Genomic DNA, 26,127 nt, shown 5'->3' on the forward strand with positions numbered 1-26,127 from the left:
AACACAAGTTTTGGCCGGGCCGCCCGGACAGACTTTCAGGGATCGGCTGTTACCGTCGAGTCGGGGTGCCAGTTCGGTGTGGCGGGTCAGTTGGCAGAGGTCAGAATCCAGCGCTGGCAGGGCCCGTTCCAGTAGGTGTAGGTGATCACGTCGGCACCGGCCGCCGCGCTGCAATGGGCCACGTCCATCGCGCGGCCGGACTTGTTCTGCAGGATGCTCCAGGAGCCGTCGATCGCCGGTTCGATCCGCCAGCCCTGGCATTCCACGCTGTCACTGGGTGTGATCGGTACCAGTGGTGACCCGAGCCCACCCGGGCAGCCCTGGACATCCACGTTCTTCTGGGAGTTCGGGTCGTAGATCTGGTAGATGTCGTCACCCTTCGGCACGATCTGCCAGCGCTGGCAAGGGCTTCCCGGGACCCAGTCCCACATCCGGATCTCGGTGCTCGCCGGATTCGTCCCGCAGTCCTGGATGTCCAGCACCTTGCCACCACGGACCGACGCCATCTTGTAGCGCCCGGCCAGCGACTGCCCGGTGAACACCGGCCGCAGAATCCACTGCTGGCTCGCATCCGCCGTACAGGTCTGCTGCACCACCGGTACGGCGTTGCCCAGCGAGCTCCCGCGGACACCGGCGCACTTGCCGCTGTGCGCGAACCGCAGCCGAACCACCGTGTCGTAGCTGCTTCCTTCCAGGTACTCCACGGTCATCTGCTGGTTACCGGTCCCAGAGCACGGCCACTGCAGCAGCGGTACGTCGTCACCGAGCGACATGTTCTCGACGTCGACGCAGCGTGGTTTGCCGTCGTCCTTCACGCCGTTCCCGTGCACGGTCTGGACTTCGAACTGGTCCGTTCCGGCGATCGGGTTCAGCCGGAACCGCTGCTGGATGTTCCCGTTGCACTCGTACTGGTGCACCGGCGCAGCGTCGGTCTGACTAGCCCCTGGGATGTCCAGGCACTTGCTGCTGTGCCGGGCGACCAGTTCGTAGGCCCGCCGGTCGATGTCGAACTTGGGCCCGGTCGTCGCCGCGACGGTGGTCTCCTTCCAGCCGCTGACCGGCGCGCCGAACGCCGTACCGGTCGATGCCAGCGTGGACACCTCCCGGCCGCCGTCGTCCAGCGCCTGGGTCAGAGCGACGTCGTCCTTGCCGTCACTGGTGTAGTCACCGGCACTCAGCGCCGCCTTGGCCGGGTCGAGCGCACCGCGGTACCACTGCGACTCCGTCAGTGCTGTCCCGCTCGAGACGAACGCGCGCAGCGCCAGATCACTCTGTCCGTGCTCGTACATCGCCACGATGTCGTCCAGACCATCACCGTTGACATCGGCAACGACCGGCCGGCTCTTCTCCCAGCAGTACGACGAGTTGTCGTACCAGGTGACCGGTGTCGTGGCGAACGCCGTACCGGACGACTTGCGAACGGTCACCTGGGTGCGGCAGTTGCCCAGGTTGGACATGTCGACAAGGTCGTCCTTGTTGTCGCCGTCGATGTCCGCGAGCAGTGGTGCACTGCGCGACCAGTCTCCGGACGTGGAGACCCACTGCACCGGCGCACCGATGGCGGTGGGACCGCCGAGGAACAGCAGCACTCGCCAAGTGCCATTGCCGTTGTCGAGTTGCACCGCGATGTCGTCGGCGCTGTCCCCGTTGACATCACCGGAGATGATCCGGGCCGTGCTGAGCGGCCAGCCCGCAGCGCCGGAGTGCCAGACCGGGTTGGACTGCGTGACGTACCGGTTGCCGTCGGACTTCAGCAGGTACGCACCGATCCTTCGGCCGGCCTCCTCCCTGAACAGGACGATGTCGGCGCGGCCGTCCTTGTCGAAGTCGCCTTGGACAGGACGGGTCTTGTAGAGCGCGTAACCGCCGTTCTCGCCGGAGTCCCAGGCGAACGTGCCGGTCTGCAGCCCACCTGGCTTGGACAGCACGTTCCAGACCCCGGTGCGGCCCCAGCCGTGGTCGAGCACCGCACTGATGTCTGCCCGGCCGTCACCGTTGATGTCTCCACGTACCCGCGGGATCGGATTCGAGTTGCTCGCGGCCAGCAGGTCGTAGCCGAGCCCGACCGAGCTCGAGTTGCCGGCCCGGTCGACCGCCCGGACGAACAGCGTCGACTCCGGGATCCCGGTCTGCGGATTCGGCCACACGGTCACCGGAAGCTTCGCCGTACCGTCCGGGCCGATCTTGATCCGGGACAGGATCGCGTCCTGCGTGAAGCCGTACAGGAACTCCGCCACATCGGTGTCGCCGGAGCCGGGGCGCAGCGTCACGACGCCGGTGGTCTTGGCCGGGATCCCGTCCTCGCCGTTGTTCGGGAAGTCACTGGACGACACCTGCGCGACCTTCGGCGGCGTGGAGTCGAGGATGAAGTAGCAGCGAGTGGTCTCGTCCCCGAACTCGATCCCGTCGTCCGGGATGCCATCGTTGCTACTGGCAACGTAGTAGTACGGAACACCGGCCGACAGCGCGGTGCTCGGCACCTGCGGCCAGGCGAACGCCGCACCGGAGGTCGTCAGACTCGATGTCGATTCGTAGACCGCCGCGTCGTTGTCGGCCCGGCGGATGGACAGCTTGGTGGTGACGTTGTCGTTGTCCGGGTCGCTGGCGACCGCACTGAAGGTCGGCGGTACCAGACCGGTCACCACGGTCGGCGCCTGCACTGTCCCGCACGGACGTGGCCGGGTGAAGTTCAGCTTGATCGGCGGCCGCGGCGCGTTGTTGTAGGTGACCCGCAGCTCCGCGGTGCCCGGGTGGAACTTCTTCCACTGGTACTGACTGCCCTCGTTCGGTGCTCGCAGTCCGAACGTCGCCGTCGGGCCTCGATTCCCGGCAACGTCCTGGACCATGGATTTCACCGCTGGACTGGTGAAGATCATCTCCTGGTCCGGCTGTCCTGCGTCGGTATTGGCATTGCCACTGGCCTGGGCCAACTGGTTCAGCCAGTGGCCTCCGGAGTTGTTCCACTTCAACGGCACACTCGGGTCGATCGCCTTGGTCGACCAGAGGTCGGTCGGTGTCGCACCAGTGGCCGACGAGTGGTTCAGCATGATCCGGAAGCCTGCCGCCACGATCCTCGATCCGGCGAGCTTGGTGGTGTCGAACTGGAAGAACGAGCGGTAGCGGACAGTGCCGCCCCACGCGAAGCCGACCTTGGCGCCTTCGTCTCGGTCGTAGTTCCAGTAGGACTGGTCGGCGGCCATCTCGTTGACATGCGTCCAGAACTGGTGGCCGATGGACCACGGAGGGTCGATGTAGACCGGGTACTTGGTCGTCGCCGCGGTGAGCAGCTTCTGGTCCGGTACGACGCGCAGGCCGGACTCGGTGCGGACAGTGCGCATGACTGCTCGCCGAGACTCCTGTGCGCCACTCCTCCGAACCGCGGCCGCTGCTCCGTTGCTGTCCCACATGACTGCCCGGTCACCGGACAGGACGGTGCGGTTCTTGTTGTCAACGGCAACAGTCGAGCCATCCGGCCGGACCCGGACCTGCAGCCCGGTGGTGGTCAGGCCGACGTCGACGGTACGCAGCCGCTCGGCAGCGGCCCGGTTCTTGACGACCAGGACCTGTGCGACCCCGTCGGCCTCGGCGCGCAGCTTCAGGTCGACTCCCGGATAGACCTCCGGGTACGTCGCCGTGTCGCCGTCGAGCACGGGTTTCGGCAGCACGGCCGGCCAGAGGAGCCGGAGCCGGTTCGCACCGACACCGATACTGACCATCGCGCGGTCGCCGCCTCCGGACAGCACCAGGTCGGTCACGGTCGCACCAGGGCGGACAGTGCCGTCCTTGGTACGCCGCAGGGTCGTGCTGATCGGTGCCCACTCCTTACCGCGCCGGGCACGCACCGGCGCCGGGTGCGCGACCAGCGTGTGGTTTCCGTCAGGTTCGACGTACACCTCGGTGTTCTCGGTCCGCAGGTGCGTCAGCTCGGCTCGCTCGCGGGGTGCGGCGGCCGGGGCCTCGGCTGAGCGAGGTGCCCCAGCCTCGACCTGCGGTACTCCGACCGCGGGAAAGGCGAGGAGCAGCGCAACCGCCGCCGCCAGGCCTGCCCGCTTAGCTGAACCACTTGAAGGCATCCACGATCCTCCGGAGGACATCACCGACCAGCACCCCCTTCCAGCCCTTGCCCGAGCCGGACATCGAGGAGAAGTCCTTGCTGTCGTACGGCTTCTGCCACTTCGGCGAACCGTCCGGGTACCGCACGGGGTCGGGGTTGACCTCCTTCTGGGTCTCGTTCTTCCAGTCCCCGCGCTTGGGATTGCCCATCTGCTCGTTGAGCCGTTCCTGGATCTCGTCCATCCGGCGCTTCATCTCGGCCTGCTCCTGCGACCTGCGCTCGCGCTCGGCCTTGATGCGTTCGCTGGCGTTGCCGCGGGTCGGCTTCTCCGGTTTGTTGCCCGGCCGGTCCGGTTTGTTCGGCTTGTTCGGCGGTTTGGGCGTCTCCGGCTTGTTCGGTGGCTTGGGGGTCTCCGGTTTGGGTTTGACCACGTCCGGCTTGCGCACCGGCTTCTTGATCTTGTCCGCGATCCGTTTGAAGATCCACTTGATCTTGTTGACGATCCGGACCGTGAACTGCACGATGCGTTGCTCGATGAACTTCCAGACCGTGCGGAACGTCTCGACCCACCGTTCCACCCGTCTGGTGATCTTCTCCCACAGCCAGGTGAAGAAGTTCTTGACCATTTCGATGACCAGCTCGATCACCTTGACCAGGATCATCACGATCAGCACGACCACGATGATGGCCATCACGATGATGAACGCCATCTCCAGCACCGCGATGACCACCGGGATCGCCAGCACCGCGGCCCGGCCGTCGGAGTCGTCGAAGACGACGGGGTTGTTGTTGGCGTAGGAGTAGGCGTTCAGCTGACCCGGTTCCTCCGGATCGATCTCCGGGTCGACGGAGATGAACCGCCCGATCGCCGGGTCGTACTCGCGGGCGCCGAGATGGACCAGCCCGGTCCCCGGGTCCTCGGTCCCCTTGTGGAATCCGCGCTGCCCCGGCCAGTCGGTCGGGGCGGTCCCCCGGGTCTGCCCGTACGGCGTGGTCCGGCGCCGCTGCACACTCTGGTTGCCGGCGTCGACCACGATGTTCGGTGTCCCGTGCAGGTCGCTCAGCAGCCAGCTCAGTTTGCCGTTGGTCCGAACGGCGATCACGTCGTCGCCGAAGGTGTAGTACCGGGTGCCGTGCAGCTTGCCGTCGGTACCGAGCAGAATCTCGGTCTCACCGAGGTACAGCGTGGTACCGCTGGCGTCCTTGCGCAGCATCCGGTTGCCTTCACCGTCGTACACGAACGACGTGCCCTTGCTGCTGCTCTCCAGCTTGCCCTCGTCCGTCCACTTCAGTGTCTCGGTGCTACCACCCTTCGTGCGAGTGGTCAGGTTGCCGGTCTTGTCGTAGCCGTAGTCGGTGGTTGCCGTCCCACTGGGCCCGGTTGTCGTGACGCTCTTGAGGGCATTCGGGGACAACCCTGTACCGCCGTACGCGTAAGCACTGGTAGTGGTTACGCCGGCCGGCGTGGTGCTCTTCTCGCTCAGCCGGTTGCCGACCTTGTCGAACGTCCAGCTCTGCCAGTACGCCGCTGGGCCGCCCAAGCCGGCCGCAGTCGGAGCAGCCGTGCAGTCGCCCGACTCCGGCGTCCAGGCCTCGGTCAGTCGCCGCTGGTGGTCGTAGGTGAAGCATTGTGTGTCGGTTGCCTCAGCAGTAGCGGACGCCGAGCCGTCGACTGCCTTCGTGATGTTTCCAGCCGGGTCGTAGGAGTACTGCGTGTCAGAGATCCGCCTGGCCGACGTCTCCCGGTCGGTGATCACTCTGGTCACCCGCCGGGTGCCGTACTCGTACTCGAACTTCTGCTGCACCCAGCGACCGTTGGCCGCGCCGAGTGTCAGTGTCTGGGTCTCCTCCAGAGCGGTGTAGCTGCTGTTCCGCACGTACGTGCCCAGCTCACTGCTCATCGCTGTCGGCAGACTCTGGTCGTTGTAGGTCAGCGACAGCTTCTCCGCCGCGAGATCCCCCACAGCGGGCAGCGAACGACTCTCGAGCTTCCCATCGGTCGTGTAGGTCTGGGCGATGTTGTACGTCCCGGCCAGCGCGCCTTCCGATGCCGGAAGCGTCAACGACTGCCCGGTCGGTCGACCGGCACTGTCGTAACCGGTGACGGCCGAGGTGTAGGCCTTGCCGTCGACGTAGCGGGTGGTCGAGGTCGGCTTGCCCATGGCGAGCGAGTCGTACTTCCACTCGATCTGGACCGGCCCGGTGTCCGATCCGCTGCGTTGGGTGCTCTTGCGCCCCAGCTCGTCGTACGTGAACGCAGTGGTGATCCCACGCGCGTCGGTACTGGACGTGATCTGGTCACCCGGGTTGAAGGTGAAGGTCGTCTTGCCACGGTCGGGATCGGTCTCGGAGATCCGCCGGCCGCGGACGTCGTACTCGTAGCTCCAGATGTTGCCCGCGGGGTCGGTGATCGACTTCAGCTGGCCGAGCGCGGTGTAGGTGTACTTCGTGCTGTCGTAGGCACCGCTCCACGTGTCACCGGTGTACTGCCGCTGCTCGACCAGCCGGCCGCGGGCATCGGTGATGCGAGTCGTCGGCGCCTGTCCTTGCGGCGGGTCGATGCTCTGCCGGGTCGCCGTCGTCTCGTGTTTGGTGCGGAACTTCTCCTGGCCCTCGGACAGGAAGATCTGCGCCACCGGGCGATCCGCGCCGTCGTACTGGGTCACGTCCAACTTCGGGATCGCGGTGTCGCCGACGTACAGGATGTCCGTGCCCGGACTGCCGGCCGCGAGGTAGGCGCCGGACACGATGGTGCGCTTGCCACGGCTGTCGTAGCGGTAGTCGGTCACGAGGCGCTCACCGGCCGGCGTGGCCTCCTGGGTCTGCCGGATGCGCTGCAGTCCGTCGAACAGCTCGTACGTCGTGTCGAAACGGTTCTCGGCGAGCCGCGACTTGGTGATGACCGCGGACGACCCCTCACCGCGCAGCAGGTACTCCTTCTCGACGTCCGGTGAGGTGGTGGCCTTGGGGTGACCTGCGTGCCAGATCTTCGACGTCCGGCCGACCGGGTCCAGAGCGATCTCGGCCCGCAACCCGTCGGTGGACACCTGGGCGATCTGCTCGCCCCACGCCGGCTCGTACTCCTCTGCGGCCTGCATACCGTTCGGGGCGGTCCGGACGACCTTCGTCGTCGGCCCGTAGCCCGGGTTGAAGGCCACTCGCGTCGTCTGGTTCAACGCGTTGGTGACACTCGTCCGGCGGCCGTACTCGTCGTACGTCGCAGTGAACACGGTCTCGTACGTCGGATTGCCGTTGCTGTCGTGTCCGGTCAGCCGCTCGCCCTTGGTGGGCACACCACGTGTCGGGGTCGCCGCCAGCGAGGTGTGGTCGTCGAAGAACATTCGCTCGTCGCTGAGCACCTGAGCAGGAGTCCAGTCCTTGACGTCGCAGCCGACCGAGACCGTCTGCTCGCGGCTGAGCAGTTCCTGCAGGCCGGCGGCCGGGTTGTCCAGGTACTCGTACCGCGTGCACGTGTCGTCGTTCGTGGTGTTCACGTCGTTGGCCAGGTGTTTCGACAGCAGGCGGCCCTTGGCGTCGTACTCGTGACGGTTCGCGATGTTCAGCGTGCCGCCGTCGACTGCCTGGTACTGCGTAGCTCCCTTCTGGGCAGTCAGATACGAGTACCGCGTGCCCCACGGCTTCGTCTCGGTGGCCGTCGGCTCCGGCGAACGCCAGAAGTCGTTGATCGACTTGTTGACCACAGTGGCGCCGTTGTAGGTGATCTGCTCACGCACCTGGCCCGAGAACTCCGCGGTGTCCTCCACCGACGTACCGGTCGAGTCGGTGATCTTCACCGTCCGGACTCCGCCGTTGGCGTCCTTGTCGCCGTTCATCCCCCGGAAGTACTGCGTCTCCTCGGTGGACTGGGTCTCGCCGGCGGCGCCCTTGATCACCTTGACCTTCTCGTAGCCCCGCCACTCGTTCCAGGTCTTCGTGGTGGTCTCGGACAGACCGTCCTGCTCGTCGAAATGCCAGGCGGGTGTGCCGACGTACTGGACCTTCGTCGTGACGGGAATCGGGGCCGCCGGCACCGTGGTGGCCGCGCTGCGGTCCACCTCGTTCGTTTCGTTCACGACGTACTTGTGGAACCAGTCCTGACGCTCTGCCTGGTTCGGTGGCGTCCACTTCTGCGGCCGGCACAGGCGGGTGTTGTTGGCCGGGTCCGGGAGGGACGTCGGCGTACAGTCCTTCAACGAGTAGCCGACCGCCAGGTCGCCACCAGTGCCGTAGTGGACCTTGTCGATCCGGTACCAGATCAGGCTGGGCAGGTTCGGGTCGGCGGGGTTCACCCGGTTGTCCATGCCGACGCCGTCGAAGTTCGTCTCCGGCATCTGCACGTCGCCACCGACCCGGCCGGTCTGCGTGACGCCTTCCAGCCACAGCGCCCGGCCACTGCCTGCGCCGGTCGTGTACTCGTGCCGCAGGTCCCAGGTCTGTACGTCGGTGAACGCATTGTCGCGCCACACCTGCGTGGTGATCCGGCTCAGCCGCTTCTGCGTCCAGAACGATGGCGTGAAGTGGTTGTCGCAGTTGCTGGTGCTGGCGCAGTTCAGGTCCCAGGGAGTGTCCGGGTACGTCGCCGGCTGACCCGGATCGCAGTTCGTGCCCTCGCAGCGCTCGGCCGGAGTGAACAGGACCCGGCCGATCGCCTTCTGGCTGTAGACCTGTCCATCCCGCTGGCCGTACTCGATGGACTTCAGGATGCTGTTGCGCGCATACGAGCTGACTGCCGTCGCAGTCATGTTGCGTGCGTAGTTGTTGGTCTCGACGTCGTAGAACAGGCTCATCGTGTTGCCGTGCCGGTCCACCACGTAGTCCAACTGCCAGCGGTACGCCTGCTGGCACCACGAGTCCGCGAAGGCGGTCCGGTTGCACTGCTCGCCGGCGTTGTTGCCGAACACCGGCATGGTCAGGGCGGACCGGGTCTCGGGCTGTCCGGACGTCCAGCCCGGCAAGCGGTTCAGACCGAAGTAGAACTTCGAGCCGTCCTTGGTGGTGACGCGCCAGTACTCGCCCTTGTCCTTCGCGACCAAGCCGTCGTCGCCGTTGGCCGCGCCCCAGAACTTCTCGATCACCGTGCCGTCGTCACCTTGCATCCGCCAGGTCTCCGACGTGTCGGTCTTCGACACCAGCAACAGGTCGCCGGACTTACCGGTCATGGCGATGCTGGCGTTCTCCGTCGCGAAGCACTGGTCGCCGGTCGACCGGGTGCCGTTGTTGCCCGGGTCCTTCGAACACGACTTGAACCGGCGCTCGATCGCGCCACCGCCACTGATGTCGAAACCCTGCCCGGCCGCGGACACCTGGTTGTTCGTGGCCGAGGTGAGCCCGTCAAGAGAGCCGGACGAGTACTGCAGCGCCACCGACGGCTGCGGACCACCGATCCCCGGCGGCGCCTCCATCGGGAGCGACCACTCGAACGCACCGGACGGTCCGCCGATACTCCACTTCGCAGCGCCACCACTCAGGTCCCCGCGAGCGTAGTCACCGCCACCGCCGGATTCGGCTGCCGCCAGCATCAACGTCGACGTCGCGGGCACCTCTGCCTGGACGGTCCCGTCGCCCTTGTTGCTGCTCGCATAGGACTTGCCGGTCTTGGCGTCGTACAGCCGGAGCCGGTTCGACCAGCCACCACCGTAGGTGTCCGCGAACTCCGCGTAACCCACGGTCAGCCGAACAGTCCCGGCAGCCTTGCTGCCATCCGCTCGGCGCACGTCGACCTGCATCCGGTCGCCGCGCCGGCCACTGATCGCGACCTCCACCTTCGCCGGACCGCTGGCTGCACCGTTGGCCATCCACGCCTTGGTGGCTTGAGCACCGGCACTTACCCAGACGGGCAGACTTCCGGCCCGTTCCGTGGCGACCTCCGGCTCCCCCGACAGTACGGCGTTCCACCGGCCCAGCGCCGTACCGCCGCCCGGTGTGGGGACGGCGGCCGCTGCCGAACCTGCGGCGGGCCAGCTCGTCCGGAGCTCCTTCTTGCGGGTCGCGTCGACCATCGCCGGGTCGACCGGGCGCGGTACGGGCTTCGACGTGACGCCCTTGACCGGCTTGTCCTTGCGGAGCGCGACCGGCTTGTCGGGTTCGGGGGCGACGGCGGCCGCTGTCAGACCGGACTGCTGACTGCCGACGACCAGGGACAGGCCGACAACTCCGGTCAGTACAGTACGAACGAGTGGGCGGACTCGACGTCCGATGCGTGGGGTGGACGGATCCGGCATGCGGGTTCTCCTCGCTCACGGGCGTGAGCCAAGCGTGCAGGCTGAACCGTTGCCGTGCGACGGTTTCGATCCGTCTGGAAATCGTCACCGACAGTGATGTCTTTAGAGGGGAACGGCATGACGAACGGAACCGCAGTGATCGAACAGCTCCGGCAGAACGTCACCGGGCCGGTGCTGACGCCGGAGGACGAAGGCTTCGCGGCGGAGCTGGCCGGGTTCAGGCTCAATGCGGAACACAGTCCGGAGGTTGTCGTCGGGATCACCTCGACGAGCGACGCCGCGGCCGTGGTCGCCGCGGCGAACCAGGCCGGTACGCCGATCCGCGTGCTGGCCACGGGGCACGGGCCGCTGCATGTGACCGAGGGTGTCGTGATCACGACCTCGCGGCTCAACGGTGTGACCGTTGACCCGGCGACGAAGATCGCGCACATCGAGGCGGGGTGCCGCTGGGGTGAGGTGGTCGCGGCGGCGGCTGAGCATGGGCTCGCACCGATCACCGGCGCGTCCGCGACGGTCGGTTGTGTCGGAATGCTGCTGGGCGGCGGGTTGGGGCCGCTGGCGCGGACGTTCGGGGTCGCGTCCGACTGGGTGCGCGGTTTCGAGCTTGTCACCGGTGCCGGTGAGGTGGTGACCGCGAATGCCACCGAGCACCCGGATCTGTTCTGGGCGTTGCGCGGTGGCAAGGGTGGCTTCGGCGTCGTCACCTCGGTGGACGTCGAGCTGGTCGAGCTGACCACCCTGTACGGCGGCTCGGTCTTCTTCGACGCACCCGAGATCGACTCCGTCGTCCGCACCTGGATCGACTGGACGACCACTCTGCCCGAGGCCGCGACCACGTCGGCGATCATCCTGCGACTGCCGCCGCTGCCGTTCATCCCCGAACCGCTGCGCGGCAAGAACGTGGTCAGCGTCCGGTTCGCGTACGTCGGTGACGCGGCGGACGGCGAGAAGCTGTTCGCCCCGATCCGGGCGGCCGGGGCGGTTCTGATCGACATGCTCGGCGAGATGCCGGCCGCGAATATCGCGCAGATCCACAACGACCCGACCGAGCCGACCCTGTCCTGGGACCGCGGGGTCATGCTCGACGAACTGGACGCGGACTTCGCCGATGCCTTCCTGGGTGCGGTCGGCCCGGACCAGCAGGTGCCGCTGGTCGCGGTCGAGCTGCGACACCTCGGCGGGGCGGTCAGTCGCGACGTACCGGAGGGCAGTGCGGTCGGCGGGCGCGGTGGTGCCTACACGCTCTTCATGGTCGGGGCGCCGGACCCGAGCCTGTTCGAGACCGTCCTGCCGGCCGTGGCCGGTCAGGTACTCGGCAGTGTGCAGAAGTGGACCTCGGCCGAGAACGCGATCAACCTCGCCGACGGCTTCGCCATCCCGGGCTCGTACGAGGCCAGCTGGCCGGCCGAGACCCGGGCCCGGCTGGACGAGGTCCGCGCGACGTACGACCCGGAGCGGCGCTTCCCCTATGGGCCGGTGAGCTAGCGGCGAGGCTTCTTCTCGTCCTTCAGGCGGGCGGCCTCGGCCCGGACGTCCGCCTGAATGCCCCGCTCGTGCTCGAGCCAGTCCGGGTTCTCGTCCCGGATCGCGTCGATGTCGTCGGTGGTCAGCGCGTCGGTGACCCCGGCGCGGGCCAGGCCGCTGATCGAGACGCCGAGCCGGGCGGCCACCACCGAGCGCGGGTGCGGGCCGTGCTGCCGCAGCTCCTGCAGCCACTCCGGCGGGTTGTTCTGCAGCTCCGTCAGCTCCTCCCGGGAGATGAACCCGTCCTGGAACTCGGCCGGAGTCGCCGGAAGGTAGATGTCCAGCTTCTTCGCCGCGGTCGCGGGCTTCATGTCCTGAGAGGTCTTGCGTGCAGTCATTGAGTCAGGGTATCCCGGCTTCGACCGGTAGCCTGACCGCGTGACCGACTCCTCCTTCCGCCTCGGGTACGTACCTGGCGTGACACCGGCCAAGTGGGCGCGGATCTGGGCCGAGAGGTTGCCCCGGACACCGATCGAGCTGATCCAGGTCGCGTCCGCCGACGCGGTCGCGCTGATCCGCGACGCCGGCGCCGAGGCGGCCCTCGTCCGGCTGCCGATCGACCGGACCGGCCTGCACGCCATCCCCCTGTACGTCGAGCAGACGGTCGTCGTGGTTCCGAAGGACCACGTGGTCACGGCGGTCGAGGAGGTCGCGCTCGAGGACCTCGCGGACGAACTGATGCTGCACGCGCAGGACGACGTACTGACGTGGGAGCAGCCGTTACCGGGCCGGGTGATCGACGAACGGCCTGCGACGACCGCAGCGGCGATCGAGCTGGTTGCCATGGGCACCGGATTGCTCGTGGTACCGATGTCACTGGCACGGCTGCACCATCGCAAGGACCTCACCTTCCGGCCGCTGCTCGAGGCGCCGTCGTCCCAGGTCGCGCTGGTCTGGCCGGAGGGCGCGGACTCCGCCCTGGTGGAGGAGTTCGTCGGCATCGTCCGCGGCCGCACCGCGAACAGCACCCGCGGCAGCCGCCCGGAACCCGAAGCGAAGAAGGCCGAGCCCAAGAAGCAGCCGAGCCGGCCGCAGAAGAAGAAGTCCGCGGCGCCGAAGGGCCCGACCCCCAAGCGCAAGTATCGGCGCCGCTAGTCTTCAGTTGAGCCTTCAACTATACTGTCACCATGGCGATCTTCCGGCTCAACCACGCGGTGCTGTACGTGCGCGACGTGGCCACGAGCGTCGCGTTCTACCGCGACGTCCTCGGCTTCAGCTACACCGAGGGCGGCGACGCGTACCCGACCGCGGCCTTCCTGCGCGCGCCCGACTCCACCAACGACCACGACCTCGGCCTGTTCCAGATCGGCGCCGAAGCCGGCCCGTCCGGTGCCGGCAAGACCAACGTCGGGCTGTACCACCTGGCCTGGGAGGTCGACAAGCTCGGCGACCTGACCGAGCTCTCCGCGAAACTCCAGGCGGCCGGCGCACTGGTCGGCTCGTCCGACCACGGCACCACGAAGTCCCTGTACGGCAAGGACCCGGACGGGCTCGAGTTCGAGATCGTCTGGATCATCCCGGCCGACCTGCTCACCGACGCCGACCGCGAACAGGGCGGGATCCGGCGACTCGACCTCGACGCGGAAGTGGCGAAGTACGGGCAGGACGCCCGCAGCGGTGTCGGGATCTCACGCTGACCCACGGACCAGGTGCTCGCTGATCCGCAGCGATCCGGCAAGCACCGTCAGTACCGGGTTCACGCCGCCGTTCGTCACATGCACGGAGGCGTCGGCGATGCGAACGTTGTCGTGGCCCCAGACCCGGCCGTATGGATCGGTGACCGACCTGGCTGGGTCATCGCCCATCCGGCAGGTGCCTGCCTGGTGCTGACCGGTGCTGGCGCGACCCGTCGTACCGACTGATCCGACGGCTGTCCTTTGCGCGCCTGCCGCTAGCAGCCACTCGTTGGCTCTCGCGCTCATGAAGGCGTGGGCGCGGACGTCCTCGGGGTGGATCGAACCGCTGATCTTGGCGACCGGGTTGCCGAAGCGGTCTTTCAGTGTTGGGTCTACTTGGATGCGGGAGTCGGCTGAGGTGACCTCCTGGATGGGGCCGACGACACGCAGCATTCGGCGGGCTTCGTGGCGCATGGCTTGTTTGCCGGCCAGGCCGGCGCGCGGGATCAGGCCGGCTCCGGTCAGATAGTCGTACGTCGCGGCCGGGGTCGGCACGAATTCGTTGGCCAGCATCCCGCCGCCGACGATCCCGTGGTTGCCGTGCCGGAAGTCGCAGGTCGCGATCGAGACGCCAGGACCGATCAGATCGGCCAGCTCGTCGTCGAACAGGCCGACGGCACCGGCGTACACGTGAGCCTGGAGATAGCGGCCGACCTGGTCCTGGTTGTTGCCTAGGCCGTTCGGCTCGGCGTCGTGTGCGCTGTTGAGCAGTAGCCGCGGGGTTTCGGACGCACCCGCGGCGACGACCACCTCGTCACACTCGATCGTGCGTCGCCAGAGCTGCCCGTCGACCAGCGCTACCCCGACGACTCGGCCGTTGCGGACTACGAGGCGCTCTGCCGTGGTCTCAGTAAGCAGGGTGCAGTTGCCGGTCGCGAGGGCGGCGGGGAGTGCGGTGTTGTGGATGCCCGACTTCGCCTCGACCGGACAGGCGAAACCAACGCACTGCCCGCAACGGACGCAGGCGGCCCGGCCCTGGTAGTCGACCGAGTTGATCAGCAGCGGTACGTCGAGCGTGCCCCAGCCGAGCGTTTCCGCAGCCGCGGCGAGGCGGTGCGCCGGGCCGGTGCGCGGCAATGGCGGCATCAGGAGCTCACGTGGTGCGTGCCACGGGTCGGTGCCACCACCGCTGACCCCGAACCGCTGCTCGGCCAACGCGTAGTACGGCGCCAGGTCGTCGTACGAGATCGGCCAGTCCGCCAGCCCACTCCCCTCCGGTACGCCGTACGTGCTCGCCATCCGGAAGTCCCGCGGCACGAACCGCCACGCCTGCGCGCCGTACACCCGCGTACCCCCACCCACCGTGAACGCGTTGTTCCCCCACTCCCCATCCGGCGGCAACGGGTACGACGTCACCCCGTCCACGACTGCTACTCGCGGCCGCCCCTGCGGATCCGGATCAGTCACCGCCGGCAACCCAGCCACCGACCGCGGATTCCGCAGATGATCCCGCGCCAGCGACGCAGTAGTCGGATACCGCCCCGCCTCAACCACCAACACCGTCCGCCCAGACTCCGCAATCACCTGAGCCGCCGCACCCCCACCAGCCCCCGACCCAACCACCACCACGTCATACTGCCCCGCAAGCGCACTCCGAGGCGTAACCGTCAGCTCAGTCGACACCGCATCCCAGTCCCCCGCCACATCCGCCCGCCACCCCACCATCGACCAAGCCGACTCCCCCGCGTAGTACCCCTGGGCGATCAGCCGGACCAGCCACGCCCCATCCCCATCCGCAAGCACCCCCGCGAGCGCCGCCTCGCCCTGTCCCGCGCTCATCGCCTTCTCCGCGACCGCGAGTGCGCGGTCTATCCGGGGGCGCCAGTCCGGGCGGTCCGTCGTCAGCACTCGTTCGATGAACTCCACCGCACCGGCCTCCGCCGCGGAGGGGTAGTCGTCGGCGGGGATGGCTAGGGCTGCCAGTTGTTCGAGCACCTGCTGCTGGGACTCGGTCAGCACCACATTCGCCTCCGCCTGGTTTGTACTTGCCGGTCCATTTTTCCCGAGGAACGCTGGCCACATGGCACTCGACAACTATTACCTGCTCGGCCGCTCCGGCCTCCGCGTCAGCCGGCTCGCCCTCGGCACGATGAACTTCGGCACTGGCGGTTTCCACGCACCTTACGGCCGCACCGCCGACCAGGCCGGCGCGCTCTTCCACACCTATGTCGATGCCGGCGGCAACTTCATCGACACCGCCGACTTCTACACCGCGGGCGAGAGCGAACAACTCCTCGGGAAACTGATCGCAGAGAGCGCTCTCCGCGATCGCATCGTGCTCACCAGCAAGTTCACCAACAGCGTCGACCCCGGCAACCCGAACGCCGGCGGCAACGGTCGCAAGCACATGATCCGCGCAGTCGAGGACTCACTACGCCGACTCCAGACCGACTATCTCGACCTCTTCCTGCTGCACACCTGGGACCGCGTCACCCCGATCGACGAGGTCCTGCGCACGTTCGACGACCTCACCCGCGCCGGGAAGATCCGGTACGCCGGACTGTCCGACGTACCGGCCTGGTATGCCGCTCGCGCACAGAACGACGCCGTACCGATGGTCAGCCTGCAACTCCCGTACTCCCTGGCCGAGCGAACCATCGAGACCGAACACGTCGCCATGGCCCAAACACTCGGCCTAGGCATCACTGCCTGGAGCCCACTGGCCGGCGGATTCCTCACCGGCAAGTACCGCCGCGACGAACTCGAAGGCGTCACCGGAACAGGCCGCCTGACCGGAGAGAGCGCTCCCTCGCGTTCTTGGAGCGATCGCCACTGGGACCTGCTCAAGACCCTGGAAACAGTCGCCGACAAGCTCGGCGTGACGATGGCGCAGGTCGCGGTGAACTGGGTCGCGACCCAACCCGGCGTCGCCTCCGCAATCGTCGGAGCCAGCTCACCAGAGCAGCTCACTTCCACCATGGCCGCGCTCGACTTCGAGATCCCGGCCGAGTTGCGAGCCGACCTCGACAGGGCGAGCGCCGTACCGGCCGAGTCGGTCTATCGCATGTTCACCCCGGAGTACCAAGGCTGGTTGGTCAGTGCAGGAACGAAGGTTGCCGACAAGCCGGCTGGTTACCAACCGCCGGTCGTCAACTGGTCTTGACGCGCAAATAGTCCAGGCAGAGATCGAGGGCGTACTCGAGATGCTGGGCCGAGCCCGACGACATCAGGATCGTGACCCCACCCTGAATCGCGGCCATCAACGCCCCCGCGGCACGGGTCGCATCAACATCGGCGCGGATCTCGCCGGCGGCCTGCATCTCCTCGATCCCCGCCTGCAAGCGGTGCTGCCATTGCTCGAGTAGCTTCCCGGTCACCGCCTGTGCCGCAGGCGTGTGCCGCCCGATCTCGGTGATCAGTACGCCGAGCGGGCAGTGCACGCCCTGCCGTCGATACCTCGCGACCAGCACGTCACGCCAGTCCTGCCACGCATCCCAGCTCGTCAGCCGGCCGAGCTGCGGCTCCTGATCCTCGATCACCCGCTCGGCCTCGCGCTCCGCCACGGCGAGCAACAGCTGCTCCTTGCCGTCCGGGAAGTAGTGGAACAGCTGGCTCTTCCCGGTCCCGCTGCGCTGCCCGATGTCGTCCAGCGTCACCGTGCTGATCCCGCGTTCGCGGATCTCCAGCGCCGCCGCGGCCACGATCCGATCCCTGGTCGCCAACCCCTTCGCAGTCAACACGCAGCCGACTGTACGGCGCGGGTTGTTGCGACGGCACGATGATCTGGTGAGACTGAGCCGGTGAAGGCTGACCGGCGATGGTGACGACGATCGGGGTGGTCGGGCCGTCGGACCTGGTCACCTCCACGTGCAAGATCATCGGATCCCAGCGCGGTATCGAGGTTGTACCTCTCAAATATCGCCGGGAGACCGATACTCCGAAGGTGATGGCCGATGCGCCACCGAGCGTGGACGCATGGCTGTTCACCGGTGTGGTCCCGTACCAGATCGCGGCGGCGAACGACTTGCTCGACCGCCCAGCGACCCACGTCGGGTACACCGGCGCCACGCTGCTGCGGGCACTGGTCGAGCTGCTCGGTGACGGTCAGGACATCAAGTCGATGAGCATCGACGTCCTGGACGAGGCCCAGGTGCACGAGACGCTGGCCGAGGCCGGGCTGCCGACCCGCGGGGTCAAGGTGCTCCCGTACCGCCCCGGGCTGAGCTCGGACGACGTACTGGAGTTTCACCGGAACGCCAAGGCGACGGTGGCGATCACCTGCCTGCGGTCGGCGTACGACAAGCTTCGGGCCGAGCGGCCCACGATCCGGCTCGCGCCGTCGATCCACTCGGTGCGCAGCGCGCTGAACGGTCTGCTGCTCGTCCACGACGCGTTGCGCAGCGACGACGCTCAGATCGCGCTCGGCCTGGTGGAGATCGCCGCGGCCGGCGAGAGCGCTCTCCGGCGTGAGGCCGGTTCGCTCGGCGGCAGCGTGATCCCGTACGACGACAAGCGGTATCTCGTGATTGCGACCCGCGGACCGCTCGAGCAGGCGACCGCGTCGTTCACCGAGCTCGGGATGCTGACCCGGCTGAAGGAGCAGTTCGGGCCGGTGCGGATCGGGTTCGGGATCGGCGGTTCCGGGATCGAGACCGAGGCGCTGGCCCGGCGGGCTCTCGGCCGTGCGAAGACGGCCGGGCGGACCGCGGCGGTCGTCTCGCTGCGCAACGACATCGACCTGATCCTGGTCGGCGGCGCGACTCCACGGGCGCAGCAGCGGTCGAAGCTGCAGTTGCTCGCACAGCGGGCCGGGTTGTCGAAGGCAACACTCGAGCGACTGCAGGAGCTCGTGCATTCGGAGCCGGAGGACGGGCTGACCACGCGTTCGGTGGCCGACCACCTGGGGATCCAGCCACGCACCGCGCGTCGCGTGCTGAACCGGCTCGAGCGGGCCGGTCTCGCCGACGCGACCGGCACCCAGATCGGTACCGGCAGTGGCCGGCCGTTGGTTGTCTACCGCGTCCACCTCTGATCCAGTAGGGTCGGTGGTAATTACAGCCATGACCGTAATTACCACCGCGGAGGCACTGTGTCCGAGCTTGCCGTGAACGGCGGAACCCCGGTCCGATCCACTCCCCTGCCCTCGGTCTTCAACGCCTCCGGGCGGCGCTTCGGCGACGAGGAGGTCGCGGCGGCCGAGCGCGTGCTGCGCAGCGGGATGCTCTCCGCCACCTGGGGTACCGAGGTGGCGGCGTTGGAGAGCGAGTTCGCTTCGTTGCTGGGCTCGGCCTATTCCGTTGCCTGCAGCTCCGGTACGGCGGCCCTGCACCTGGCCGTGGCCGCGGTCAACCCGGAGCCGGGCGACGAGATCATCACCACCCCGATCAGCGACATGGGGACCGTTTTCCCCATCATCATGCAGAACGCCGTACCGGTGTTCGCGGATGTCGACCTGACCACCGGGAACCTGGATCCGGCCGCTGTCGAGGCGGCGATCACCCCGCGGACGAGGGCGGTGCTGGCGGTCCACCTGTTCGGCAAGCCCGCGCCGACCCGCGAGCTGCGGGCGCTGTGCGACAAGCACGGTCTGCTGCTGATCGAGGACTGTGCGCAGGCGTACCTGGCACCGGTCGGCGATGTCTACGCCGGGCAGATCGGCGATATCGGGTGCTTCAGTCTCCAGCAGTCGAAGCACATCAGCGCCGGTGACGGCGGGCTCGTGATCACTGACGACGCCGCACTGGCTCGGCGGATGCGGCTGTTCACCGACAAGGGCTGGCCGCGCGATACCGACGAGCGCACGTACCTGTTCCTCTCCCTGAACTACCGGATGCCCGAGCTGACCGCGGCCGTCACGCGGGTCCAGTTGACGCGACTCGCGCAGGTGGTCGACGACCGACGTACCGGCGCCGCGAAGCTGACCGCGGGGATCGGTGATCTCATCGGTCTTTTGCCGCCGCCCGACGACGATGATCACGTCTACTGGCAGTACCCGTTGCTACTCGACGGCAACATCCATCCCTGGGCGGCCGCGCTCACCGCCGAAGGCGTGCCCTGCACTCCCGGTTATCTGAAAGAACCCCTGTACGCCGCCCCGGCGATCCGCTCGAAGATCACGTACGGCGGCTCCGGCTTCCCGCTGCAGGATGTCGAGTATCCGCCGGGGTTGTGCCCGAACGCCGAGACTCTGATCAACGAACGGCTCCTGGTGCTCCCCTGGAACGAGAACTACAGCGGCGCCGACGTGGACGACATCGCCACCGCGATCCGCAAGGTCCACACCGCCCTGGAGACCTCATGACCGAAGCCCCGCTGCTGCTCGACTGCGACATCGTGGTCGGGCACGACGTGACGACCGGGCGCTGGAGCCGCCCCGAACGGGTGCGGGAGGTGTTCGCCGGGACGGGGATCTCCGGTGGGGTCGTGGCCTCGTTGCGGGCGGTCCACTTCGACGTACCGTCGGGGAACGACGAGGCCCGGGAAGTAGCCGAGGGCAACGGGTGGACGAGTTGCCCGGTGCTCGATCTGCGAGATCCGCTGGGTGCCGAACGTGAGCTGGATCGACTGCTCGGTGGTCCGGATCGGCCCGCCGGGATCCGGTTGGCTCCGACGGCTCAGGCGGTGGAGCCGTCGTACCCGTCGTTCGGACATGTGACGCGACTGGTCGCGGAGGCTGGGATCCCGCTGTTCGTGGAGGGCGACGTACGGGTGATTGGTCCGGCGCTGCGGGGGCTCGGGGCGCGGGTGGTGTTCCTGGACACGCACTTCTACTACCTGGGTGACTTCGTGCTGCTGGCTCGCGCGGAGGCCGGGTTCCACACCTCGACCCGGATGCTGACCGGGCCGGACGCACTCGAGATCGTGGCCGCCGAGGTCGGCGCCGACCGCCTCGTCTTCGGCACCCGGACGCCGTTCCACGAGACCTACTCGGTGCTCGGCCGCCTGCTCAGCTCGAAGCTGACCCCGGCCGAGATCGCCCAGGCGGGCAGTCAGTCCCTGACCAAGCTGCTGGAGCCGTGATGCTGATCGACGTCCACGCCCACTGGGGCCCGTGGTTCTTCTCGATGGAGGTCGGCCCGATCGCGGTCAACCTCGAACTGATGGACCGCTTCGGCATCGACCTGCAACTGGTCTCCTCGATCGAAGGCATCGTGTACGACGCCCCGGCCGGCAACCGCGCTCTCGCCGAACAGCTCCCCGCCGACGACCGCCTCCGCGGCATGCTCGTGATCGACCCCCGCCGCCTCGACGAGGCCCGCGCCGACCTCCGCGACCTGGTCGCCGGCAACGACCGCTGGGTCGGCGCCAAGATCCACACCGAGTACAGCCGCACCCCGATCACCACGCCGGCCATGCAGGCCGCCATCGAGCTGACCACCGAGTTCGGCCTGCCCACCCTCGTCCACACCTGGGGCGACACCGTCCTCGACCTCGCCGACCTGGCCGCCCGCGTCCCCGGCTCCCGCCTGATCGCCGGCCACATGGGCGCCGCCGCCTGGCGCCAGGTCCCCGAAGCCGCCCGCCGCGCGGACAACCTCTGGTTCGAACCCTGCTGGTCCGCCCCCGACGCCGACCGCATCCGCTGGATCCTCGACCGCATCGGCCCCACCCGCCTGATGTTCGGCACCGACGCCACCCTGATAGACCCCTCAGTAGCCCTGGGCGCCCTCACCGCCGCCGCCCTGACCCCCACCGAAGCCGAAGCCGTCCACTGGCAGAACGCCTCCACCCTCTTCGCCCTCTAACCCGACCGCCCCAATCACCACTCCGTCCAGTCGCCATCTGATGGGTTCCCCCATCCGCTTGTGGGTTCCCCCACCGCATGCGCCTCAGGAACCCACCACCGCGTGGGTGAACCCATCAAACGCCGGGTGCCGGGTGGGCTGGCGGTTGGTGCTGGGGATGGTCAGCGGATGGGGGTCGGGGCCAGGAAGACGATGATGTCGGTTTCGGGGCCGTGGACCGGGGGTTCGGTCCAGCCGATGCGCCGGTAGAAGGCGAGGGTGTCGTGGTTCTGGTTCCAGGCGAGGAGCCAGGCACGCGGGTGCTCCGCGGTCGCCGCCCCCAGCAACCGGCGGCCGAGACCGGTCCCGCGCGCGTGAGCGAGTACACCTAGCTCGTCGATCTCGAACGCACCGACTAGCAACTCGTCGACCTGCTCAGCACCGAGCCGCTTCAGCACACTCCCGTACGACCGGTCCGTCCGGAACGGCGCAGGTGTCGTCCACCCGGTGACGAATCCGGAGATCCGCCCGTCGTCCGACCGCTCGATCCACGCCTGGAACCCGACGCGCCGCACATCACCTTCCAGCCGTTGCCGGAAGGCGGTGCGGGTCTCCGCCGGGTCCCGGTGCGCGAACGGCGGTGCGGTGAACACCTCGACGTACGCCTCGGTCAGTTCGTCCGCGATCTCGAGAAGGTCCGCCCGGTAGGTCTGCACCGGGACACGGTAACCGCCCTCAGCCCGGCGCCGCCGAGATCATCTCCAGCTCTGCCCGGAACTGCGGCAGCATCCAGCGCAGCGGCTGGTCGAGCACCCGCCCGATCGTCGACTCGTCCACCTTCAGCAGGTCGGCGATCCGGGTCAGCGCGTCCGGCTCGTCGGTCGCCGCGTACAGCAGGTGCACGACTTCGTGCCGATGGGCGAAGACGGCCAGAGCCGCAGCCGCCAGGCCGGGATCGATCCCGGGTGGATCGGTGGTTTCGGTCTCGCTGATCATGTTCTGATTGAGTTGGGCCCCGTTGACTGTCACGCCCTTCACAACCTGACAAAGCATCGATCGGTTACGACCCGGGCAGCCAGCCGACCTTCCCGATCAGGTACGTCGCCCCGACCAGCGCCACGATGTCGATCACCGTGTGCGCCACCACCAGCGGCATCACCCGCCCCCACCGGCGGTACAGGTAGCAGAAGATCACCCCCATCACCACGTTCCCCGCGAACCCGCCGACCCCCTGATACAGGTGATACGACCCCCGCAGCAACGCACTCGCCGCCGTACTCCGCCCGACCGACCACCCCAGCTGATCCAGCCGCCGGTTCAGGTACCCGAGCACGATGACCTCCTCGAGTACGGCGTTCTGCGCGGCCACCGCGATCAGGATCGGGATCCGCCACCAGTGATCGGGCAATTGCGCCGGATCCACGGTCAAGTTCGCCCCGGACGCATAAGCCAGCAGATAGAACCCGAGCCCCGCCCCACCGATCACCGCGGCGACCGCAGTCCCCCGCCCGAGGTCGCGCACCCGCTCCCGCAGATCGAACCCGATCGTCCGCAGCGACTCCCCACCCCGCAGCAGAAAATGCCCCACGAGCGCGACCGGCACCAACGCCGTCACCACGGCGAAAATCTGCCAAGCCAAATCCAGCCAAGGCCGCCCCGGCGCCCGCGACCCCACAATCACCGCCGTCTGCCCACTGATCGGCTTCGCCGACGTCAGAACCCCCGTAAACGAAATCAACGCCGCCACCCCCGAAGCCCCGAGTGACAGCGCCAGCACCAACCAGACTTCCCGCCCCAGCACCCGCCGAGAAGCCAGCCCACCGACTCCCGCCGTACCGGCCTCCCCCGCCCCACCGACCGCCGCCGTACTGGACTCTTCCGCCGCCCCCGGCTCGCCCACCGAACTCGTCATGCCTCCACTATCCCCGCCGACCCCACCCGCCCCACGGACCGGCGTACTCAGAAGTCGATGCGCAGTACGGCGCGCCGCCGCCCCGGCCGACTCACCTCGACAAAACCGGCGTCGGAGAACATGGCGAGCGTCCCGATCGACCCACCATCCACAAAGTCCGGATAACCCTCCACAGCCCGAGCACCGCGCTCCCGGGCAAACTCAGCAGCAGCCCGAGCAAGCGCCCCGGCGATACCCCGACGCCGATACCCAACCCGAGTAACGAAGCAGGTCACGGCCCACACCGTCGCGTCCGCCTTGTCCTCATCGCGCCCCTCCCAAGGCACGCGATTGTCCCGCAACAACCTCGGATGATCCGCCCGCGGCGCAACCGCGCACCATCCGACCGCCTCCCCGTCGAGGTACGCGACCAGCCCGCTCGTCGCCGATGCCTCCCGATCACCGCAGCCGGTCTGATCGCGCAGTCGGGCAGACAACTCCTCCGCCCCCTCAGACGCCCAACTCTCCTTCGGCAGCATCCGGAACCGCTGACACCAGCACCTACTCGGATCACCACTCGCCCCGAAGACCGCCCGCAGGTCCTCCCACGCCGCCTGATTCGCTGGCACAATCGCGAGCTGCTCATCCCGAACCGGCTCCCGAGAACCCCGCGGCCGCGGAACACTCACCCGCTGCGGCCTCGGCTCCCGCCGCACCCCGGCGAACTCGACCCGAACCTCCACCACCTCCCCCGCATCAACCCCCGCAGGTTTCCGTACGGCGTCCTTCAGCGGAAGCAGGTACCCGCCGTCCCGCGAGCACAGCGACGTCTTCCACTCGGCACTCCCCATCCGGACCCGAACCGGCAGCATCCCCCACTCCCGATAACCAGCATCCGAACCAGCAGCCCGCAGCGCCAAGCCGTCCGCCTCCGGCACAAGCACGAAGTAGTACGGCGCCGGCCCGCGCCACTCGATCACCTCGCCAGCGAACTCTCGCTCCATGACCCAGATGCTAGGACTCCTTCCGGACAACCCACTTCCGGAATACACGGTCAATTACTGAGGATCTTCCGGCGGAGCCTGGGTGACGCGATGACCGGTATCGGACTGCCAGTACAGAACTGAGCGTCCGGAACGCCGTCGCTCGAGCAGCCCGGCCGCCGTCAGAACGCGGAGATGATCAGAGACGGTAGCCGGCATGCTGTCGGGCGACCTGGTCATCGGCCGCTTCTTCAACCGCTCTCAACGCCGCGCAGCCGCCCGCTGGCTTCGCTTCGTCCTCGCCGTTCCCTTCCTGGCCTTCGCCTTCGACCTCCCCCTCCCCGTCCTGGCCGCAGTAGTCGCCCTCTGCAGCTGCGGGTACGCCGCCTCCCTCGCCCAGCAAGAGGTCCTCGTCGACCTCGCCTCTCCCGCCCCAGCAATCGCTCTCTTCGCCGCCGCCTCGCTCCTGGCCTCGGCAGTACTCACAGTCCCGCTCGCTCGAGTGATGAGGTCCCGCGGATAAGGTCGGTGCATGGAGGTTGTGCGGCTGACCAATGTCTCCAAGCGGTACGGGCGGCGGGAGATTCTCAGTGAGGTGGATCTGCGGGTCGGGGCGGGTGAACTGCTGGCGCTGGTCGGGGCGAACGGGTCGGGCAAGTCGACGGTTCTGAAGCTGATGGTGGGCTTGTCGCGGCCGACGTCGGGGACGGTACGGCGTACTGTGCGGGTGGTCAGTTACGTTCCGGACGTGTTCACTTCGCATGATCGGTTGTCGGCGTCGGCGTATCTCCGGCATCTGGGCCGGATCCGGGGACTCAGCGCGGGAGCGGCGAGAGAGCGCTCTTCGGTGTTGCTCGAGCGGCTGGCGCTGACCGGGGGCGCGGATACGCCGATGCGGAAGCTGTCCAAGGGCAACGCGCAGAAGGTCGCCCTCGCGCAGGCGCTGCTAACACCGCCCGAGCTGCTCGTGCTTGACGAACCCTGGGCCGGCCTCGACGCCACCGCCCACGAAACACTCCGCGAACTGCTGACCGAGACCGCCCACGCAGGCGCCGCCGTCGCCTTCACCGAACACTCCACCGAAACCGTCCGTCTGACCGCCACCAGAACGTGCAAGCTCCACGAGAGAGCGCTCCACGAGAGCACGCCGCCCCAGAACGCGTCTCCTGAGAGCGCGCCCTTCCCGAACACGTTTCCCAACAACGCGTCTCCCGCGAACGCGTTTCTCGGGAGAGCGCTCACTGAGATCGTGCTGGCGCCTGGTCCCGAGCTCGACTGGTCGGGGCGGCCTGAGGTGGTTGAGGTTCGGCGTGGCAGCAGCGGGACCACGTTGCTGGTGGTGACTGGTGAGCATGATGCGGTTTTGCTGAAGGCGCTCTCGCACGGTTGTTCGGTTCGGCAGGTGAACGCCCGGTGAGCGCTCTCTACCGGTTTCTGCTGACCAGCGTTCTGCTGTCGCAGCGGTACTTGCCGCCGACCTTGATCTTCCTGGCCGCGCTTGCGGTCGGTACGACGTCGGACAACGGACCGCTGCAGTCGGCGTACGCGTTCTGTGTCCTGGCGATGCTGGTGTGTACGACGTGGTTGACGGTCTCGATCGTGAATCACGAGGACCCGACCCAGCGCCGGATCACGCTCGTGATGATCGGCAGCTCGGCCAAGGTGCTGGCGGTCACGGTCGCGGTGATCCTGACCTGGTGTGTGCCGCTGATCGTGATCGGGATCTGCTACCCGCTCGTCACCGGCAAGCATGTGGTCACCGCCGGCATCCTGGCGGTCGGGGTGGTCGCGCATCTCACCGCGGCGCTCGTCGGGATCGCGATCGGACTGCTCTGTTCGCGGCTCGTCATCCCGCGGATCGGCGTCGCCATGCTGACCGCGGCCGCCGCGATTCTCGCCGTGCTCCTGATCCGCTGGATCTCGCCGATCCGGGCGCTGATGAGCGTGCTCTCGGACAGAGAGCGCTCCCCCGCCGAGAGCGCCGTACCGCTCACTCTCCTGGCCGTGCTGAGCGCCGCCATCCTGACCGCCGCGCTCTTCACCACCCGCGCCCTGTCCGACCGCAAAGAATGAGCTGCCGCCAAGAGTGCGCCGGCCGGAGAGAGCGCTCCCCG

At 67.9% G+C, this 26,127-nt stretch carries 20 protein-coding genes; 11 read left to right on the forward strand and 9 right to left on the reverse strand.

Annotated elements, in window-relative coordinates; all coding sequences use genetic code 11:
* Window positions 1-86: 86 nt before the first annotated feature.
* Window positions 87-4,073, reverse strand: coding sequence for an RICIN domain-containing protein (locus ABD231_RS05355; RefSeq protein WP_344145864.1), 3,987 nt, complete (start codon window positions 4,071-4,073; stop codon window positions 87-89).
* Window positions 4,051-10,275, reverse strand: coding sequence for an RHS repeat domain-containing protein (locus tag ABD231_RS05360; protein WP_344145867.1), 6,225 nt, complete (start codon window positions 10,273-10,275; stop codon window positions 4,051-4,053). Before ABD231_RS05360 ends, ABD231_RS05355 begins: the two co-directional genes overlap by 23 nt.
* A 117-nt stretch (window positions 10,276-10,392) precedes the next feature.
* Here ABD231_RS05360 and ABD231_RS05365 point away from each other — a divergent pair, with 117 nt between their 5' ends.
* Window positions 10,393-11,760 (forward strand): FAD-binding oxidoreductase, encoded by a 1,368-nt coding sequence (locus ABD231_RS05365; protein ID WP_344145870.1) that lies wholly within the window; start codon window positions 10,393-10,395, stop codon window positions 11,758-11,760.
* On the opposite strand, the gene ABD231_RS05370 is transcribed toward ABD231_RS05365, so the two are convergent.
* Window positions 11,757-12,137: a DUF5997 family protein gene (locus ABD231_RS05370; protein ID WP_344145873.1), complete on the reverse strand. Its 381-nt coding sequence runs from the start codon at window positions 12,135-12,137 to the stop codon at window positions 11,757-11,759. The genes ABD231_RS05365 and ABD231_RS05370 overlap by 4 nt on opposite strands.
* Window positions 12,138-12,177: 40 nt before the next feature.
* Here ABD231_RS05370 and ABD231_RS05375 point away from each other — a divergent pair, with 40 nt between their 5' ends.
* Together ABD231_RS05375 and ABD231_RS05380 are read left to right on the forward strand one after the other, a co-directional pair.
* Window positions 12,178-12,894, forward strand: coding sequence for a LysR substrate-binding domain-containing protein (locus ABD231_RS05375; protein WP_344145876.1), 717 nt, complete (start codon window positions 12,178-12,180; stop codon window positions 12,892-12,894).
* Between the two features lie 32 nt (window positions 12,895-12,926).
* Complete coding sequence (locus ABD231_RS05380) at window positions 12,927-13,436, forward strand: VOC family protein (protein ID WP_344145879.1); 510 nt, start codon at window positions 12,927-12,929, stop codon at window positions 13,434-13,436.
* On the opposite strand, the gene ABD231_RS05385 is transcribed toward ABD231_RS05380, so the two are convergent.
* Window positions 13,428-15,434: a GMC oxidoreductase gene (locus tag ABD231_RS05385; RefSeq protein ID WP_344145882.1), complete on the reverse strand. Its 2,007-nt coding sequence runs from the start codon at window positions 15,432-15,434 to the stop codon at window positions 13,428-13,430. The two genes, ABD231_RS05380 and ABD231_RS05385, sit on opposite strands and share 9 nt — an antisense overlap.
* A gap of 61 nt (window positions 15,435-15,495) precedes the next feature.
* Between ABD231_RS05385 and ABD231_RS05390 the strand changes: the two genes are divergently transcribed.
* A complete protein-coding gene (locus tag ABD231_RS05390) occupies window positions 15,496-16,578 on the forward strand; it encodes an aldo/keto reductase (protein ID WP_344145885.1) in 1,083 nt (360 codons plus the stop codon).
* Here the strand turns inward: ABD231_RS05390 and ABD231_RS05395 are convergent.
* Entirely contained in the window at window positions 16,565-17,155 is a 591-nt protein-coding gene (locus tag ABD231_RS05395; RefSeq protein ID WP_344145888.1) for a TetR/AcrR family transcriptional regulator, read from the reverse strand. The genes ABD231_RS05390 and ABD231_RS05395 overlap by 14 nt on opposite strands.
* Before the next feature lie 77 nt (window positions 17,156-17,232).
* On the opposite strand from ABD231_RS05395, the gene ABD231_RS05400 reads away from it, so the two are divergent.
* Genes ABD231_RS05400 through ABD231_RS05415 form a run of 4 tightly spaced genes read left to right on the forward strand, consistent with a single transcriptional unit; the run spans window position 17,233 to window position 21,160 of the window.
* Window positions 17,233-18,447, forward strand: coding sequence for a helix-turn-helix domain-containing protein (locus ABD231_RS05400; protein WP_344145891.1), 1,215 nt, complete (start codon window positions 17,233-17,235; stop codon window positions 18,445-18,447).
* A gap of 57 nt (window positions 18,448-18,504) precedes the next feature.
* Entirely contained in the window at window positions 18,505-19,716 is a 1,212-nt protein-coding gene (locus tag ABD231_RS05405) for a DegT/DnrJ/EryC1/StrS family aminotransferase (protein WP_344145894.1), read from the forward strand.
* Window positions 19,713-20,435 carry an amidohydrolase family protein gene (locus tag ABD231_RS05410; protein WP_344145897.1) on the forward strand — a complete coding sequence of 241 codons (723 nt, stop codon included), beginning with the start codon at window positions 19,713-19,715 and terminating at the stop codon, window positions 20,433-20,435. Before ABD231_RS05405 ends, ABD231_RS05410 begins: the two co-directional genes overlap by 4 nt.
* Window positions 20,435-21,160 (forward strand): amidohydrolase family protein, encoded by a 726-nt coding sequence (locus tag ABD231_RS05415; protein ID WP_344145900.1) that lies wholly within the window; start codon window positions 20,435-20,437, stop codon window positions 21,158-21,160. Before ABD231_RS05410 ends, ABD231_RS05415 begins: the two co-directional genes overlap by 1 nt.
* Before the next feature lie 161 nt (window positions 21,161-21,321).
* On the opposite strand, the gene ABD231_RS05420 is transcribed toward ABD231_RS05415, so the two are convergent.
* The 4 genes from ABD231_RS05420 to ABD231_RS05435 are packed head-to-tail and all read right to left on the reverse strand — an operon-like array spanning window position 21,322 to window position 24,034.
* Window positions 21,322-21,855 carry a GNAT family N-acetyltransferase gene (locus ABD231_RS05420; protein ID WP_344145903.1) on the reverse strand — a complete coding sequence of 178 codons (534 nt, stop codon included), beginning with the start codon at window positions 21,853-21,855 and terminating at the stop codon, window positions 21,322-21,324.
* A gap of 19 nt (window positions 21,856-21,874) precedes the next feature.
* Window positions 21,875-22,168, reverse strand: a complete 294-nt coding sequence (locus tag ABD231_RS05425) for a hypothetical protein (RefSeq protein WP_344145906.1) — start codon at window positions 22,166-22,168, stop codon at window positions 21,875-21,877.
* Between the two features lie 31 nt (window positions 22,169-22,199).
* Window positions 22,200-23,051, reverse strand: coding sequence for a CPBP family intramembrane glutamic endopeptidase (locus ABD231_RS05430; protein WP_344145909.1), 852 nt, complete (start codon window positions 23,049-23,051; stop codon window positions 22,200-22,202).
* Between the two features lie 47 nt (window positions 23,052-23,098).
* Complete coding sequence (locus ABD231_RS05435; protein WP_344145912.1) at window positions 23,099-24,034, reverse strand: DUF1905 domain-containing protein; 936 nt, start codon at window positions 24,032-24,034, stop codon at window positions 23,099-23,101.
* A 196-nt stretch (window positions 24,035-24,230) separates the two neighbouring features.
* Between ABD231_RS05435 and ABD231_RS05440 the strand changes: the two genes are divergently transcribed.
* From ABD231_RS05440 to ABD231_RS05450, 3 genes are read left to right on the forward strand one after another with little or no spacing between them, the layout of a single operon-like run.
* Entirely contained in the window at window positions 24,231-24,536 is a 306-nt protein-coding gene (locus tag ABD231_RS05440; protein WP_344145915.1) for a hypothetical protein, read from the forward strand.
* 9 nt (window positions 24,537-24,545) lie between these two features.
* Window positions 24,546-25,430 (forward strand): ABC transporter ATP-binding protein, encoded by an 885-nt coding sequence (locus tag ABD231_RS05445; RefSeq protein WP_344145918.1) that lies wholly within the window; start codon window positions 24,546-24,548, stop codon window positions 25,428-25,430.
* Window positions 25,427-26,086: a hypothetical protein gene (locus ABD231_RS05450; RefSeq protein WP_344145921.1), complete on the forward strand. Its 660-nt coding sequence runs from the start codon at window positions 25,427-25,429 to the stop codon at window positions 26,084-26,086. Before ABD231_RS05445 ends, ABD231_RS05450 begins: the two co-directional genes overlap by 4 nt.
* Window positions 26,087-26,127: the final 41 nt, after the last annotated feature.

Source organism: Kribbella yunnanensis (assembly GCF_039529655.1).
GTDB classification, from domain to species: Bacteria; Actinomycetota; Actinomycetes; order Propionibacteriales; family Kribbellaceae; genus Kribbella; species Kribbella yunnanensis.

What these genes read in the sequence shown, in the direction of transcription:
- ABD231_RS05435 (WP_344145912.1), bottom strand. Translation starts at nt 24,034, where the DNA reads ATGGAGCGAGAGTTCGCTGGCGAGGTGATCGAGTGGCGCGGGCCGGCG.
- ABD231_RS05355 (WP_344145864.1), bottom strand. Translation starts at nt 4,073, where the DNA reads ATGCCTTCAAGTGGTTCAGCTAAGCGGGCAGGCCTGGCGGCGGCGGTT.
- ABD231_RS05430 (WP_344145909.1), bottom strand. Translation starts at nt 23,051, where the DNA reads ATGACGAGTTCGGTGGGCGAGCCGGGGGCGGCGGAAGAGTCCAGTACG.
- ABD231_RS05440 (WP_344145915.1), top strand. Translation starts at nt 24,231, where the DNA reads ATGCTGTCGGGCGACCTGGTCATCGGCCGCTTCTTCAACCGCTCTCAA.
- ABD231_RS05445 (WP_344145918.1), top strand. Translation starts at nt 24,546, where the DNA reads ATGGAGGTTGTGCGGCTGACCAATGTCTCCAAGCGGTACGGGCGGCGG.
- ABD231_RS05370 (WP_344145873.1), bottom strand. Translation starts at nt 12,137, where the DNA reads ATGACTGCACGCAAGACCTCTCAGGACATGAAGCCCGCGACCGCGGCG.
- ABD231_RS05365 (WP_344145870.1), top strand. Translation starts at nt 10,393, where the DNA reads ATGACGAACGGAACCGCAGTGATCGAACAGCTCCGGCAGAACGTCACC.
- ABD231_RS05360 (WP_344145867.1), bottom strand. Translation starts at nt 10,275, where the DNA reads ATGCCGGATCCGTCCACCCCACGCATCGGACGTCGAGTCCGCCCACTC.
- ABD231_RS05380 (WP_344145879.1), top strand. Translation starts at nt 12,927, where the DNA reads ATGGCGATCTTCCGGCTCAACCACGCGGTGCTGTACGTGCGCGACGTG.
- ABD231_RS05390 (WP_344145885.1), top strand. Translation starts at nt 15,496, where the DNA reads ATGGCACTCGACAACTATTACCTGCTCGGCCGCTCCGGCCTCCGCGTC.
- ABD231_RS05400 (WP_344145891.1), top strand. Translation starts at nt 17,233, where the DNA reads ATGGTGACGACGATCGGGGTGGTCGGGCCGTCGGACCTGGTCACCTCC.
- ABD231_RS05410 (WP_344145897.1), top strand. Translation starts at nt 19,713, where the DNA reads ATGACCGAAGCCCCGCTGCTGCTCGACTGCGACATCGTGGTCGGGCAC.
- ABD231_RS05415 (WP_344145900.1), top strand. Translation starts at nt 20,435, where the DNA reads ATGCTGATCGACGTCCACGCCCACTGGGGCCCGTGGTTCTTCTCGATG.